Origin of the sequence: Prevotella sp. khp1 (genome assembly GCF_900102205.1) — a bacterium.
Lineage (GTDB): Bacteria > Bacteroidota > Bacteroidia > Bacteroidales > Bacteroidaceae > Prevotella > Prevotella ruminicola.
In genome coordinates, this window is the sequence record NZ_FNJZ01000004.1 from 160,888 (window position 1) to 177,076 (window position 16,189).

Annotated in this window: 12 protein-coding genes; 7 read left to right on the plus strand and 5 right to left on the minus strand. The window is 50.7% G+C overall.

Annotated features, from left to right (window positions below; translation table 11 throughout):
• Together BLR73_RS11745 and BLR73_RS11750 are read right to left on the minus strand one after the other, a co-directional pair.
• Positions 1-567: a phosphoribosylglycinamide formyltransferase gene (locus BLR73_RS11745; protein WP_091862218.1), complete on the minus strand. Its 567-nt coding sequence runs from the start codon at positions 565-567 to the stop codon at positions 1-3.
• Positions 568-1,467, minus strand: coding sequence for a diaminopimelate dehydrogenase (locus tag BLR73_RS11750; protein WP_013064713.1), 900 nt, complete (start codon positions 1,465-1,467; stop codon positions 568-570).
• A gap of 202 nt (positions 1,468-1,669) precedes the next feature.
• Here BLR73_RS11750 and ruvA point away from each other — a divergent pair, with 202 nt between their 5' ends.
• Together ruvA and sprA are read left to right on the plus strand one after the other, a co-directional pair.
• Positions 1,670-2,272, plus strand: coding sequence for a Holliday junction branch migration protein RuvA (ruvA, locus tag BLR73_RS11755; RefSeq protein WP_028906969.1), 603 nt, complete (start codon positions 1,670-1,672; stop codon positions 2,270-2,272).
• 123 nt (positions 2,273-2,395) lie between these two features.
• On the plus strand, positions 2,396-9,241 hold the full coding sequence (gene sprA / locus BLR73_RS11760) for a T9SS outer membrane translocon Sov/SprA (RefSeq protein WP_091862220.1): 6,846 nt from the start codon (positions 2,396-2,398) through the stop codon (positions 9,239-9,241).
• Between the two features lie 6 nt (positions 9,242-9,247).
• Here the strand turns inward: sprA and BLR73_RS11765 are convergent, their stop codons facing one another.
• On the minus strand, positions 9,248-9,622 hold the full coding sequence (locus BLR73_RS11765; protein ID WP_013065301.1) for a DMT family protein: 375 nt from the start codon (positions 9,620-9,622) through the stop codon (positions 9,248-9,250).
• Between the two features lie 6 nt (positions 9,623-9,628).
• Positions 9,629-10,351 (minus strand): TorF family putative porin, encoded by a 723-nt coding sequence (locus BLR73_RS11770; RefSeq protein ID WP_091862222.1) that lies wholly within the window; start codon positions 10,349-10,351, stop codon positions 9,629-9,631.
• 181 nt (positions 10,352-10,532) lie between these two features.
• Between BLR73_RS11770 and BLR73_RS11775 the strand changes: the two genes are divergently transcribed.
• The 5 genes from BLR73_RS11775 (at position 10,533) to BLR73_RS11795 (ending at position 15,732) form a co-directional block, all read left to right on the plus strand.
• Positions 10,533-11,405 carry an electron transfer flavoprotein subunit beta/FixA family protein gene (locus tag BLR73_RS11775; RefSeq protein WP_013064028.1) on the plus strand — a complete coding sequence of 291 codons (873 nt, stop codon included), beginning with the start codon at positions 10,533-10,535 and terminating at the stop codon, positions 11,403-11,405.
• A 6-nt stretch (positions 11,406-11,411) separates the two neighbouring features.
• The gene (locus BLR73_RS11780) at positions 11,412-12,437 is read left to right on the plus strand and encodes an electron transfer flavoprotein subunit alpha/FixB family protein (RefSeq protein ID WP_091862225.1); all 1,026 of its coding nucleotides are present in this window, start codon (positions 11,412-11,414) and stop codon (positions 12,435-12,437) included.
• A gap of 1 nt (position 12,438) precedes the next feature.
• Positions 12,439-12,627: a hypothetical protein gene (locus BLR73_RS11785; protein ID WP_033149530.1), complete on the plus strand. Its 189-nt coding sequence runs from the start codon at positions 12,439-12,441 to the stop codon at positions 12,625-12,627.
• A 2-nt stretch (positions 12,628-12,629) separates the two neighbouring features.
• Positions 12,630-14,357 (plus strand): acyl-CoA dehydrogenase family protein, encoded by a 1,728-nt coding sequence (locus tag BLR73_RS11790; protein ID WP_091862227.1) that lies wholly within the window; start codon positions 12,630-12,632, stop codon positions 14,355-14,357.
• Positions 14,358-14,517: 160 nt separating this feature from the next.
• Positions 14,518-15,732: an alpha/beta hydrolase gene (locus BLR73_RS11795; RefSeq protein ID WP_091862230.1), complete on the plus strand. Its 1,215-nt coding sequence runs from the start codon at positions 14,518-14,520 to the stop codon at positions 15,730-15,732.
• Here the strand turns inward: BLR73_RS11795 and BLR73_RS11800 are convergent.
• Complete coding sequence (locus tag BLR73_RS11800) at positions 15,725-16,177, minus strand: D-Ala-D-Ala carboxypeptidase family metallohydrolase (protein ID WP_091862233.1); 453 nt, start codon at positions 16,175-16,177, stop codon at positions 15,725-15,727. The genes BLR73_RS11795 and BLR73_RS11800 overlap by 8 nt on opposite strands.
• Positions 16,178-16,189 lie beyond the last annotated feature (12 nt).

The following is a 16,189-nucleotide window of genomic DNA, read 5'->3' on the forward strand; positions in this document are numbered from 1 at the left end:
TTACAGATTGTTTAATACTTCCTCAACAACCTTGGGGAAGTATTTCATTTCCAGTTGGTGCTCTTTCTCGGCGATGTCATCTACAGTGTCATTGGGAGAGATGGCAACCTTGTATTGGGCGATAATCTCACCTGAATCGCATACAGGCGTTACCCAATGAACAGTCATGCCAGTCTCGGTCTCGCCAGCCTTTTTCACCGCCTCGTGTACGTGGCGCCCCCACATACCTTTTCCACCATACTTTGGCAAAAGAGCGGGGTGGATGTTGATAATGCGGTGTGGATAGGCATCTATCAGAAAACTGGGAACCAATGGCAGAAAGCCTGCCAATACGATAAAATCGATGTCGTACTTCTTCAGCAGAGGTAGCATTATTTTAGGGTCGTTCAGTTCGGCTTTAGGTGTTACAGCTGTTGGCACATTCAAACGCTCGGCACGAACCAGAGCGTAGGCATCAAACTTATTGCTGACTACGAGAGCGCAATTCACGTTCTCGGAGCCAGTAAAATATTTAATCAGGTTTTCGCAGTTGGTACCGCCACCTGATACGAAAATCGCAATATTCATTTATACCAGATGCTCAATAAGGTCGGCACGGTCACCAGGCAGCATATCAATGACAGGAATCTCTACCATTGTGTAGCATCCGGGTTGCAGACGCATAGAGGCACGAGCAACGTTAACCAGAACCTGACCAGTGAGTGCAGGGTTGTTAATGCTCATGTTGAATTCCAGACGCTGGTTCTGAGTCTTACCGCTCACACCCTTGCGTACCAGATTTACACCATGTCCCATATCGCGAACGTCGTCAACGCTCTCTACCTGGAACACGTGAGTCTCGTCAGAAGCGAAGTAAGGATCGGCCTTGATAGCCTTTGTTACCTCTTCGAGCTTAGCGCCCTCTTCCAGCTCTACATATACCATACGGCGGTGGATACCCTCGCCCAAGGGGATAGTCATGCTCAGTGCATTCTTAACACCCTCCTTAGAACGTACGCATACACTGTGGCCCATCGACATACCAGGTCCGAAGTTGGTGTAGCTCAATCCCTTTGGAGCCAAGCTCTGCATCAGGGTGCGTACGATTGAATCAGAACCTGGATCCCATCCTGCGGCAATCACACTAACGGTGTTTGTCTCTTTGTTCAGCTTCATCAGACGCTCACGATAGCCACGAATCTGTGTGTGGATATCGAAAGAGTCAACAGTGTTAATGCCCAATGGCAGAATCTGGTTAGCATACTCCTCACAGCTACGTGTTGGGGTAGCGAGGATAGCTACATCTACATCCTTCAGGTCGCGGATATCCTTCACAACCTCATACTGTGCCAACTCGGCGGGCTTGTTCTCAGCGCCATTACGACGCACGATACCAGCTACTTCAAAGTCGGGAGCGGTCTCGAGAGCCTCAAGCGCATACTTACCGATGTTGCCGTAACCTACTACGGCTGCTCTGATTTTCTTCATGTTTTATTTATTCTTTTGATGATTATTTCTATGTTTGCGGTTGCAAAAGTAATGCTTTTATCTTAAATCGCGTAACTATTTGACGTGAAAATTATCTAAAAACTTTCAATTTGTGACGAATTGAAACTTTCTTGCCTTAAAATACAATAAATTGTAAGGCTTCTACGTTTATTTAGATGTATATATACAAAATAGTAAGTTTATGATTGAATACATTAAGGGAGAACTGACCGAGTTGACTCCCGCTTTAGCAACTGTCGAGGCATGTGGTGTAGGCTACGGTCTGAACATATCACTGAATACATTCAGTGCCATCCAGGGAAAGAAGGAGGTAAAACTCTATGTTTACGAGGCTATTCGCGAGGATGCGCACGTGTTGTTTGGCTTTGTAAACAAGAAGGAGCGCGAGATGTTCCTGTTGTTGATAACCGTGAGTGGTGTGGGTGCCAACACAGCGCGTATGATGCTCTCGGGCATGAGCGTGGCCGAGCTTTGTAATGCCATTTCAACGGGCAATGCCAAGTTGATACAGGGCATTAAGGGCATTGGCAAGATGACGGCCCAGCGTATCATCGTTGATCTGAGGGATAAGATAGTAACGTTGGGTATCTCGGACGAGATTCCTGCAGGTGGACAGATAGCGGCACCGGTCAACAATCAGGTCAAGGACGAGGCTATTGCGGCACTCACCATGCTTGGTTTTGCCCCAGCCCCCACACAAAAAGTGGTGCTTCAAATCCTACAGTCGCAACCCAATGCCCCTGTTGAGGAAGTCGTAAAACTCGCCCTTAAGCAAATCAAGTGATAAATATAGGCACGAATTACACGAATTAACACGGATTATTTTTATTCTCCGCGAGGAAAATCTGTGTAATCCGCGTAATCCGTGCCAAAAATAATTGTTATGAAGCGGATTGTTGGATTACTGATGGTGGCTTTGTTCGCGTGCGCGGGGGCGTATGCGCAGACGAAGAACTACCTGAAGACACCCGAAAATATCCGCGAAACGGTGGAGTATAACGATTCGCTGAACGTTTATTACATCGGACAGAAGATGGGCGATTCGTACCTGAATGTGCCCACGCTGATGACACCCGAGGAGTATCGTCAGTATGTTGAGAAACGTGCCTTGCACGATTTCTTTCACAAGAAAAACGAAGAGAACATCCAGAACGCCGGTAAGGATAAGTTCGACCTGATGGATATGCACTTCGACCTGGGACCGGCCGAGAAGATTTTCGGTCCTGGTGGTGTGCGTATCAAAACCCAGGGAACGGCCGAATTGAAGATTGGTGGTAACATCAAGAAGATTGATAACCCCTCATTGCCCATCCGTAACCGCAAGACCACCTCGTTTGATTTCGACGAGAAGGTGAATCTGAACCTGAACGGAAAGGTGGGCGATAAGGTGAACATGAACCTGAACTACAATACCGATGCCACGTTTGATTTCGATGCCCAGAATCTGAAGTTGAAGTACGAGGGTAAGGAGGACGAGATTATCAAACTGGTCGAGGCTGGTAACATCACCTTCCCCAGTAACAACTCGTTGGTAAAAGGTGCCAGCAGTTTGTTTGGTGTGCGTACCGATATGCAGTTCGGACGACTGAAACTCCAGGCCGTACTCTCGCAGAAGAAATCATCATCCAAGAGCGTCTCATCGAAAGGTGGCACACAGACCACTGCTTTCGAACTCGATGTGGCCGATTACGAGGAGAACCGTCACTTCTTCTTGTCGCATTACTTCCGCAACCGCTACGATCAGGCCATGAGCACCCTGCCAAACCTCACTACCGGTATCGAGATTACTCGTGTGGAGATTTGGGTGACCAATAAAACGGGAACCACCTCGAACACCCGTAATATTGTGGCTGTAGCCGACTTGGGTGAGGGTTCGCAGCGTGTGCCTGATAATGCCGCTAACAACCTGTATAACACCCTGACTACCCAGTATGCCGATGCGCGTGATATCGACCAGACCAATAGTGTGCTGGCTGGTATGCCCGATTTTGAGAGTGGTCGCGACTACGAGAAACTGGCCAGTGCCCGTTTGCTCACCTCATCCGAATACACCGTTAACAAGGCCTTGGGTTATATCTCACTGAAGAGCGGACTCCAGACCGATCAGGTGCTGGCCGTGGCCTTCGAGTTTACCTCGGGTGGCGTGACCTATAAGGTGGGCGAGTTTGCCGCAGATATTACCGAGACCTCCAAGGCACTCTTTGTGAAGTCGCTGAAGAATACCTCGAATAATCCTTCGCAATCCAACTGGAAACTGATGATGAAAAACGTGTATTATCTGGCTTCGAAGGTCGAGAAAACCAAGTTCCGTCTGGATATCAAGTTCCAGAGCGATACAGCAGGTGTGTATCTCACCTATATCCCCGATCAGCGTGTGAAAAACACAACGCTCCTGAAGATGTTGGGTTGCGATCGTCTGGATAATAACAACAAACTGCATTCTAATGGCTACTTCGATTTTGTTGAGGGCTACACCGTAAGCGATGGTCGTGTATTCCTGCCTTCTGCCGAACCCTTTGGTGACTACCTGCGCCAGCAGTTGAAGAAGAACGGTTTGCCCGCATCCGAGGCCGAGAAGTACGTGTTCAGCGAACTGTACGACTCAACCAAGACGGTGGCCAAGCTGATAGCCGAGAAGGATAAATACATGCTGGTGGGCCAGTATAAAGGCTCGTCGGCCAATGTCATCTCGTTAGGTGCCATGAACGTGCCTCACGGCTCGGTGGTGGTTACGGCAGGTGGCATGGTGCTGACCGAAGGTTCAGATTATTCGGTAGATTACTCAGCAGGCGAGGTAACCATCCTGAACCAGAGCATCATCGATGCGGGTACCAACGTGAACGTGTCGCTCGAGTCGGATACCGAATACGGTATGCAGCGTAAAACCATGTTAGGCGTCAACTGGGAGTACGAACTCTCCAAGAGTCTCACTATCGGTGGTACGCTGATGCACCTGAGCGAGCAGGCACTTACCTCGAAGGTGACCATGGGCGAGGAACCCTTGAGCAACACCATCTGGGGTCTGAGCGTAAACTGGAAACAGGAGAGTCAGTGGCTCACTACCATGCTCAATAAAATACCTTTCCTGCATGTAAAAGAACCCTCGCACATCTCGTTTACAGGCGAGTTTGCCCAGTTGATAGCCGGTCGTGCCCGTGGCACCCAGGATAACGCCTCGTATGTGGATGATTTCGAGAATACCAAGAGCTATCTGGATATGAGCAACCCCAAGGAGTGGACACTCTCGAGTGTGCCCTCGATGTTCCCCGAGAGTGGCGATAAAACGGGTGTTACCAGTGGTTATAACCGTGCCCTGTTGGCTTGGTATAATGTCGATCCCATCTTTACCCGTCGCAGTTCTACGCTTACTCCTGCCCATATCAAGAGCGACCTGAATCAGCTCTCCAACCACTATGTGCGCGAGGTGTATGTCAAGGAACTGTATCCCAACCGCGACCAGAGCACCTATAACGGCGCCACCTCAACACTGCCCATTCTTAACCTGGCTTACTACCCCCAGGAGCGTGGTCCTTACAACCTCTCGTTGGGACTTAACAGCGATGGTACCCTGCAACAGCCCGAAACCAAGTGGGGCGGTATGATGCGTAAGATTGATACCAACGATTTTGAGCAGGCCAACATCGAGTATATCGAGTTCTGGTTGCTCGATCCGTTCATCTATACCCGCGAGCAGGGTAGGGCTTCGGATTATGCGGGCGACCTGTATTTTAATCTGGGCGAGATATCCGAGGATATCCTGCGCGATGGCAAGAAATTCTATGAGAGTGGCATGCCCGTGGATGGCAGTAACAATTTTACCACCACTCAGTGGGGAAAGATACCCGTGCAGGCCACCCAGACCTATGCTTTTGCTACCACCACCGGCTCGCGTAAAAAGCAGGATGTGGGTTACAATGGATTAACGGATGAAGAGGAGCAACAGTATGGTGCCTACCACGATTGGTTGAATGCTGTGAGTGGTGTGGTAACCAACGACAGCACCCTACAGGCCTGGCGACAGGACCCTGCAGGCGACGATTATCACTACTATCGTGGCACCGATTTCGACAACGAGCGCAAGAGCATCCTCGAACGCTACAAGCGTATCAACAACCCTCAGGGCAACTCACCCGAGACCGAGGACCAGACCGAGAGTTACGATACCAGCTATAAGAGCGGTCCAGATGTTGAGGATATCAACCAGGACTACACCCTGAACGAGTACGAGCGCTACTACCAGTACAAGGTGCGTATCAGTCCCGAGATACTCGAAGCCTACCGTAATGGTGTGCCCCCTGCCGATTGCTTTATCACCGATATGCGTACCAGTAGCGTTAAGTTGCGTAACGGCGATACCACCAGCGTTAACTGGTATCAGTTCCGCATTCCCCTTACCGAGTACGAGCGCAAGGTGGGTAGCATCAGCGATTTTACCAGTGTGCGCTTTATGCGTATGTTTATGACGGGCTTCCAGAAGCCTATCGTACTGCGATTCGGTTCGCTCGACCTGGTGCGTGGCGAGTGGCGTGTGTATAAGCAGAGTTTGGGCACAGGTGCCGAGGGTGGAACCATCGAGGTGAGTGCTGTGAACATCGAGGAGAACAACGATAAAACACCCGTTAACTACGTGTTGCCCCCAGGCATCAGTCGTGTTACCGACCCCTCACAGCCCCAGTTGGTTGAGAACAACGAGCAGTCGCTCGATATGGTGGTGAAGGATTTGCAGCATGGCGAGTCGAAGGCCGTTTATCGTAACATGAACCTCGACCTGCGCCAGTACAAGCACATGCAGATGTTTGTGCATGCCAACCACCTGGTGCCCGATGCCACCCAGTTGCAGAACGGCCAGTTGGCTGTGTTTGTGCGTATGGGTAGCGACTATAAGAATAACTACTACGAGTACGAGATACCCCTTCAGCTCACCCCCGACCGTAGCGATTACAGTAAGTATGCCACGGCCGATCGCCGTATGGTGTGGCCCGAAGAGAACATGCTGGATATCAATCTTGATGTGTTTACCAAACTGAAGAAAGCCCGTAACCAGGCCAAGGCACAGGGTATCGGTAGCTTTAATCAGGTTTATAGCGAGCCCGACCCTCGCAAACCCAACAACACGGTACGTGTGCAGGGTAACCCTACTCTGGGCGAGGTGAAGGTGATGATGATTGGTGTGCGTAACATCTCCGACCAGGTGAAGTCGGGTGAGGTGTGGGTGAACGAGCTCCGATTGATGGATGCCAACAACAATGGCGGTTGGGCGGCATCGGGCACCATGAACGTGCAACTGTCTGATTTCGGTACCGTGAACCTCTCGGGCCGATACATCAGCGATGGCTTTGGTGGACTGGAGGAGAGTGTGATGCAACGCTCTACCGACACCCAGAAGGAATACTCGTTTACCGCCCAGTTAGAGTTGGGTAAGTTCTTCCCCGACAAGGCCAAGGTAAGTGCGCCATTGTATTACTCGGTGAGTCACGAGGAGGTGCGCCCACGTTATAATCCGCTCGATTCGGATATGCGCCTGAGCGATGCCTTGGAGAGTGCCGCCAACCAGCACGAGCGCGACAGCATCGAGAGTATTGCTGTTACCAAAACACGTAACACCAACTTCGCGCTGTCGAACCTGCGCTGGGGATTGAAAACCAAGCGTCATCCTATGCCTTACGATCCCGCCAACTTCTCGTTCTCGTACAGTCATGCCCATCGTAACACCTCGGGTAAGACCACCGTTTACGAGCGTGAAGACCAGTGGCGTGGCGCCCTGAACTACGCTTACTCGCCCGTGTATAAGACCTGGGAGCCGTTTAAGAAACTCAAGGGTAAGTCGAAGTGGCTCAACTTCCCTAAGTCGATAGGTCTGAACTACTTGCCCCAGAGCATCTCGTTCAATACCGAGATGACGCGTAACTACTACGAACTGCAGGAGCGCGATCTGGAGAGTCTGGAGAATCAGAACCTGCCACTTACATTCTCCGAGCAGTTCCTGTGGAACCGTGATTTCTCCCTGCGATGGGACTTTACCAAGAACCTGCATTTCACCTTCCAGTCGGCCACCCGTGCTGAGATCGAAGAGCCCTATACGCCGATCAACAAGGACCTGTATCCCGATCAGTATGTGGCTTGGAAGGATTCGGTAAAACAGAGCATCCGCAACTGGGGTACACCGCTCGATTACCAGCAACAGGTAACTGCCTCGTACCAGTTCCCGCTCAACAAACTGCCCATCTTCGATTGGGTGAATGCCGATGCCTCGTATAGCGGTCGCTACACCTGGGTGCGTGGTACCGAGTTAGAGGATGGCACCAGTCTGGGTAACACCATCACCAGCAACCGTCAGGTAAACATGAACGTGGCGCTTAATTTCGTCACCCTCTATAACCACATCCCCGCTCTGCAAAAGGCCAACAAGAGCAACAAGGGGCCCCTACGTGTGCTCATGATGCTGCGTAGTATGAACATCAGCTTTCGCACCCAGTATTCGATGCTGTTGCCTGGCTTTATGCCCAATGTGGGCGATATGTTGGGTCAGAATCGTACTGATGGATTGCTGACACCAGGACTGGATTTTGCTTTCGGACTGATGGGCGATGGCTATATCGATAAGGCCCTCGGTCGCAACTGGCTGTTGCAGAACGATAGCGTATCCACCCCTGCCAATATCAACACCAGTAAGGATCTGCAGATAAAGGCTGTGCTCGAGCCTATCCGCGACCTGAAGATCGATCTCACCGCCTCGCGTACCGATACCCGCGCCAAGAGTGTACAGTATATGTACGATGGCATGCCCACCACCTTGAGTGGTACGTTTAATATCACTACCATTTCTTTGCGAGGGGCACTGGCAGGTATGGGTAATGCCAACAACGGCTATCGTTCGGCCGCTTTCGACCATTTCCGCGAGCTCATCCCCGAGTTCCAGCAAAGGGTAGGCGAGGAGTATTCACCCCAGGTGCTTATCCCGGCTTTCCTGTCGGCCTATACCTCGGGTGCAGGCAAGTCGCTGGCCATCTTCCCGTCGCTGGCCCGCCTGTTGCCCAACTGGAGTGTGCGTTATGGCGGACTGTCGAAACTAGCCTGGGTAAAGGAGCATCTGAAGAGTCTGAACCTGAACCATGCCTATAAGAGCATTTATAGTGTGGGTAGCTACGTCAACACCAGCTACTCTACCGTGAGCATCAACGAGGCCTTCTCGCCCCTGCTGGGTGTGGATGCTACCTTCCAAAACGACCTTACGGCAAAGCTGGAATACCGCACCACCCGTGTGCTCAACCTCTCGATGACCAGCATTCAGCTCAACGAGTCGCTCAGTAAGGACTGGGTGGTTGGTCTGGCTTATAAAATCCGCGATTTTAATCTGTTTGGTGCCAAGGGCAACCGCACCATCAGCAAAGCCCAGAACCCAAGAAATTCTAGAAGTTCCAGTAAGTCTGGCGATGCCAGCAACGCTGGCAACACCAGACAGGCTAGCTTCTCTAGAAAGACCGGTGTTAACCACGACTTGAACCTTCGCCTTGATATCTCGTTGCGCAAGCAGGCGGCCATCACCCGCGATATCGCCACGGGCGTGTCGTCGGCATCCAGTGGTAACACAGCCTTCAAACTCTCGTTTATGGCCGATTACACACTCTCGCGTTTGCTCACCCTCACGGCTTATTACGATACACAAACAAATACGCCGTTGTTGTCAAGCAATAGCTATCCCACAACGACGCATGATTTTGGTTTATCTATGAAGTTCTCGTTAACCCGATAAACTTTCTTACGGTTTCATAAATACAAAATATACGGCCATCACCAGGCAGAGTGCTGCGGCGGCATGGTTCCAGTGCAGTTGCTCGTGCTGGAAACAGAAGTTGGCAATCACGGCAAACACTACCAGCGATATGCACTCCTGAATCACCTTTAGCTGTACCAGGTTGAACGGACCGCCATTGTCGATAAATCCGATGCGGTTGGCGGGGACCTGACAGCAGTACTCGAAAAAGGCAATCATCCATGAAAAGGCAATCACCAGATACAGTGGCCAGTTGCTCGAAATGCCCGACTGTTGCAGGCGCAGATGACCGTACCAGGCGAAGGTCATAAACACATTGCTCAATATGAGCAGTAAGATGGTATATATTCCGTTTGTCATAATGTTTTAGAATGCTTTTAACTTAAATCCAAATACAAAATAAGCGTGCTCGCTGGATGGGTTGCCTGTTATCTGGGCAAACACGGGCAGACTGAAGTGGTCGGTAATCTTGATATCACGATCGGCACGCAGTGTCACATTATTTATAATAAAGCCCTCGGCATCGTAAAAGGTGGTGTAGAAGGGCACGGCACCTATTGTGGCCTGCCACTGGCAACCACCCAGCTTAAAGGGGGCTGTGGCCTCTACATAACTGCTGTAGGCACGATGATCGCAACAGGTAAAGCCATCGTTACCCGCAATATTGGTGTACCACTGTAATGCCAGCGGACCGAAGTCGTAACCTACGTTAGCCTCAATCACATGGTTGGTAGAGTGTGCATTGTAACGGAAATAGCGGTTCTCGGGATCAAGACCCTCGTTAAACCAGTAGTCGCCAATGCCGAAGTTAAATCTGCCGGTGGTGTATTTCAAGGCCACGTCAAACTCGCGTGTGTCGTTGCTGTCGGTCAGTCCTACGCTGCCCCATGCTTCGAGTGTTAATCCCTTGTAACTCACGGCCAGCGTGGGCTGTAGCGATACATGTCCCAAGTCCATACCACGCCAGATATACTGACTTACTACGTCGGCCTCTACTGTTGTTTCTACCTTGTCCTGCGCTTGGATGGTAGCGTTGCCAAAAAGACACGCAAAAGCAATAAATATGTACTTTTTCATCTCAATATTCATTTTTCGGCTGCAAAATTACAACATTTTGGCATAATTAAGCAATCTTTCGTACTTATTTAATTGCACAAATTGCTCGATTTGTGCACATTCGGCGTATTTTTGTGCATTTTATTTGGCTGTATGCTCAAAAAAGTGTATTTTTGCAGCCGATTTTGAAATTTCATTCACATTATTAATAAATATGGCTTTAAAGATTGTTGTGCTGGCCAAGCAAGTGCCAGACACCCGAAATGTGGGTAAGGATGCAATGACTGCCGAAGGCACCGTAAACCGTGCAGCCCTTCCCGCCATCTTCAATCCAGAAGATTTGAACGCCTTGGAGCAGGCCCTTCGTCTGAAGGAGCAGAACCCAGGCTCAACAGTAGGAATCCTCACGATGGGTCCTCCACGTGCAGGTGAGATTATCCGTCAGGGATTATATCGTGGCGCTGATACAGGTTGGTTGCTTACCGATCGTCTCTTCGCTGGTGCTGATACCCTCGCTACTTCTTATGCTCTGGCTACTGCCATCAAGAAGATTGGCGATGTTGACATCGTTATCGGTGGTCGTCAGGCTATCGATGGTGATACCGCTCAGGTAGGTCCTCAGGTGGCTCAGAAGCTGGGTCTCAACCAGGTAACTTACGCTGAGGAGGTTCTCTCAGTAAAGGATGGTAAGGCTACCATCAAGCGTGTGATCGACGGTGGTGTGGAGACTGTTGAGGCTCCTCTGCCTGTTGTAATCACTGTTAACGGAAGCGCTGCTCCTTGTCGCCCCCAGAATGCTAAGCTGGTGATGAAGTACAAGCGCGCTACCTGTCCTATGGAGCGTCCTGCCGAGGGTACTGCCTACGACTATCTGTACGAGCAGCGCCCTGAGTTGACACTGAACCAGTGGAGCGTAGCTGATGTTGATGGCGATGTAAACCAGTGCGGTTTGAGTGGCTCACCTACCAAGGTAAAGGCCATCAAGAACATCGTGTTCCAGGCTAAGGAGTCGAAGACTTTGACGGCTTCTGATGCTGATATCGAGGGAATGATCAAAGAATTGTTGGACGAAAAAATCATTGGATAACGAGATATGGCTAATAACGTATTTGTATATTGCGAAATTGAAGGTACTCAGGTACAGGAAGTATCTCAGGAGCTGTTGACTAAGGGTCGCAAGCTCGCCAATGAACTGAACGTAGAGCTCCACGCCATTGTTGCCGGTACTGGCATCAAGGGTAAGGTCGAGGATCAGATTCTGCCTTACGGTGTTGATAAGCTGTTTGTTTTCGATGCTAAGGACCTGTTCCCTTACACCTCAGCTCCACACACTGATATTCTGGTTAACCTCTTCAAGGAGGAGCAGCCACAGATCTGTTTGATGGGTGCTACCGTTATCGGTCGTGACCTCGGTCCACGTGTATCGTCTTCACTGACCTCTGGTCTGACTGCCGACTGCACAGAGCTGGAGATTGGTCCTTTCGAGGATAAGAAGGCTGGTAAGACCTACGAGAATCTGCTTTATCAGATTCGTCCTGCTTTCGGTGGTAACATCGTTGCAACTATCGTTAACCCCGACCACCGTCCACAGATGGCTACAGTACGCTCTGGCGTAATGCAGAAGGCTCTGTACGATGGCGAGTGCCGCAAGGAGGTTGTTTACCCAGAGGTAAGCAAGTATGTAAGCCCCGAGGCTTTCGTCGTTAAGGTACTCGACCACCACGTAGAGGCTGCTAAGCACAACTTGAAGGGTGCACCTATCGTTGTTGCTGGTGGTTATGGTGTTGGCTCTAAGGAGAACTTCGACATGCTGTTCGAGCTGGCTAAGGTGCTCCATGGTGAGGTTGGTGGTAGCCGTGCTGCTGTGGATGCAGGCTGGTTGGATCACGACCGTCAGATTGGTCAGACTGGTGTTACCGTTCATCCAAAGGTGTACATCGCCTGTGGTATCTCTGGACAGATTCAGCACATCGCTGGTATGCAGGATTCTGGTATCATCATCTCTGTAAACAGCGATCCCGATGCTCCTATCAACAAGATTGCCGACTACGTCATCGTTGGCACCGTTGAGGAGGTTGTTCCAAAGTTGATCAAGTACTACAAGCAGAACTCAAAGTAAGATGAAAGCTTTAGATTATTTCCTCATTCTCTGTACCATCGTACTGCTCGGTATATCGTATTATCTGATGACGATCGACCAGCATGCAGGTGCTGCGATAGTAAACATCGGCGCTTATGCTTGCGGTATCCCCGTTGGTGCAAGAATAGGAGGTAGAATATATAAGAAGAATCAAGAAAACAAAGAATAATTATGGCAAACTATTATAGCGATCATCCTGAGATCGGGTTCTACTTGAACCACCCCCTGATGGCTCGTATCGTTGAGCTGAAGGAAAAAGGCTTTGCTGATGCAAAGGAATATGACTATGCTCCCGTTGACTTGGGCGATGCCATCGAGAACTACAAGCAGATTCTCGACATCACCGGCGACGTGGCTGCCAATATCATCGAGCCAAACTCTGAGAGCGTCGACCTCGAAGGTCCACACCTCGAGAATGGTCGTATGATCTACGCCTCTAAGACTTACGAGAACCTCGACGCCACCCGTAAGGCTGGTCTGTGGGGTGTAAGTATGCCTCGCCGTTACGGCGGTCTGAACCTGCCTAACGCTGTGTTCTCAATGCTCTCTGAGATGATTTCGGCCGCTGATGCCGGTTTCCAGAACATCTGGAGCTTGCAGAGCTGTATCGACACTCTGTATGAGTTCGGTTCAGAGGAGCAGCGCCAGAAGTACATCCCACGCGTTTGCGCTGGTGAGGGTATGAGTATGGACCTGACTGAGCCTGATGCTGGTTCTGACTTGCAGCGCGTCATGCTGAAGGCTACCTTCGACGAGAAGGAGAACTGCTGGCGCCTGAACGGTGTGAAGCGTTTCATCACCAACGGTGATAGCGACATCCACCTCGTGCTGGCCCGTTCTGAGGAGGGCACTAAGGACGGACGTGGTCTGTCAATGTTCATCTACGACAAGCGCCAGGGCGGTGTTGATGTTCGTCACATCGAGCACAAGCTGGGTATCCATGGCTCACCTACCTGTGAGCTCACCTATAAGAACGCTAAGGCCGAGCTCTGCGGTAGCACACGTCTGGGTCTGATCAAGTACGTGATGGCTCTGATGAACGGTGCCCGTCTGGGTATCGCTGCACAGAGTGTAGGTGTTGAGCAGGAGGCTTACAACGAGGGCCTGGCTTACGCTAAGGAGCGTCAGCAGTTCGGTGATAAGATCATCAACTTCCCCGCTGTTTACGATATGCTCTCTCGCATGAAGGCTAAGCTCGATGCTGGTCGTTCACTCCTGTACGAGACAGCCGCTTACGTTGATATCTACAAGTGCTTGGAGGATATCGAGCGCGACCGCAAGCTTACTCCCGAGGAGAAGCAGGAGCTCAAGAAGTACCAGCGCCTGGCCGATGCTTTCACACCACTGGCCAAGGGTATGAACTCTGAGTACGCCAACCAGAACGCTTACGATGCTATCAGCATCCACGGTGGTTCAGGTTTCATCATGGAGTACAAGAGCCAGCGCCTGTTCCGCGACGCACGTATCTTCTCTATCTACGAGGGGACCACTCAGTTGCAGGTTGTAGCTGCTATCCGCTACATCACCAACGGCACTATGCTCAACAACATCAAGGACATGCTGGCTGCACTGCCTGCTGAGGCTAACGCTGCTCTCAAGGCCCGTGTTGAGAAGCTCATCCCCGTTTACGAGGAGGCTCTCGCCGCTGTTAAGGCTCTCGACAATCAGGATGCTCACGACTTCCTGGCTCGCCGTCTGTACGACATGACAGCCGAGCTCGTGATGTGTCTGCTCATCCTCCGCGATGCTGCTAAGGCTCCTGAGCTGTTCGCTAAGAGCGCTAACGTATATGTTCGCATGGCCGAAGAGGATATCCTTGGTAAGGCTGCTTACATCAAGGCCTTCCAGGTTGAGGACCTCGAGAACTTCAAGGCTAACGACGAGGAGACTGCCGAGTAAGCAATCCTGAAACGCTATTATAAATAGAGCATCCTGCATAAGGGTGCTCTTTTTTTATTTGTTAATCTTCATTAACTATCGCAGGCGGCATTTTACTTTTTGCCCTCTCGGGTGTCAAACAAGTAACATAATAAACCTAACAATTGTTATAACATAACTTATGAAGAAAACTATTTTATTAATGGCAGCTTTCGTGGCTGTATCGGCAAGTGCCCAAGTAACTGAAGACTTTAAGCCTGCAAGTACTAATCAGGAGGGAAAACAGTATCCCATGGTAAATTCACAGCGCATGGTTCGCGCCCAGATTTCAGCCCCCGAGGCTAATAGCGTAAAGCTCGACATCGGTGGTGTGAAGTACGAGATGAAGAAGGATGCTAACGGTGTGTGGACTGGTGAGTCGGCTCCACAGGACGAGGGCTTCCACTACTATCAGCTCAACATCGATGGTGCCTCAGTGCCCGATCCAGGTAGCAAATACTATTACGGAGCCAGCCGTTGGGGTAGCGGTATCGATATCCCTGCCGCCGACGAGGACTTCTACACGGTAAAGAACGTGCCTCAGGGCTCTGTCAACGAGGTTTACTACTATTCATCAGTAACCCAGCAGATGCGTCACGGCTATATCTATCTGCCCGCCGAGTATTATGCCAACCCCACTAAGAAGTTCCCTGTGCTCTACCTGCAGCATGGTATGGGCGAGAACGAGACCGGTTGGGGTGCACAGGGTAAGACAGGTATCATCATGGATAACCTCATTGCCGCTGGCAAGGCCGTGCCTTTCATCATCTTTATGGACAATGGTTTGAATGCCCGCAAGCCAGGTGAGCAGCCTATGGGCTTTGGTGGTCCACGTCCAGGCGGTCCACGTCCACAGGGTGGAGCACGTCCAGCAGGTGGTCAGCGCCCCCGCATGAGCGGTGCCGACTTTGCTAAGATGGCCCGCCGCATGGGTGGTGCATTCGAAGAGGTGCTCATTAAGGATATCATCCCCATGGTTGAAAAGAACTATCGTGTGATTGCCGATGCCGATCATCGCGCTATGGCAGGTTTGTCGATGGGTGGCATGCAGACCCACGGCATCACCCTCAACAATCCTAAGACCTTTGCTTACGTTGGTATCTTCAGTGGTGGTACCATTGGTGCCGACGAGCTCACCGATGTACCCGATTTCAAGGCAACCAACAAGGTGCTCTTTATGAGTGCCGGTGGTAAGGAGAAGGGCATGGCCGAAGGTGAGGGTAGTGTGATCAATGCCGCCGAGGGTCTGAAGAAGATAGGCATCAACGCCCACTCATACATCTCACCCGAGACCGCTCACGAGTGGCAAACCTGGCGCCGCAGCCTCTACCAGTTCGCCCAGTTGCTGTTTAAGTAATCATAAACAGCACTTTTCTACGATTATCCTTGGGACGTACTGCCAAGTGCAACCATACGGCCCCATAACGATTCCTCTCAATCAGCAGTTCATCAAACTGCTGATTGTTTTTGTTGGCATAGTCAATCAATATGGCTGCATACTGTATGGCCTGTTCGTAGCCCGATGTGCGTATATCCACCGCGCACCCCGTTAGATGGTTCGAGTTCGCCGCCCCGCCAACCTTTCGATTAAGTTGAGGTGATCTGTACCCTGAGTTGATGATGATAGGTCGCAAGGCCCTTTCTCGCAAAAACTCAAGCCATTGGCAAAGCTTGGTGAGGTTCGCTATCGCCTCGTGACTGGGTATGTTATATACTTCAGGGTATTTGCTCCTGGTAAACTCCCCGAGCACAAAATGCTCGGAGAGTTTGGCTTTACTATTAAGCTGCACTATAGATTCCATAATCTTTAATGT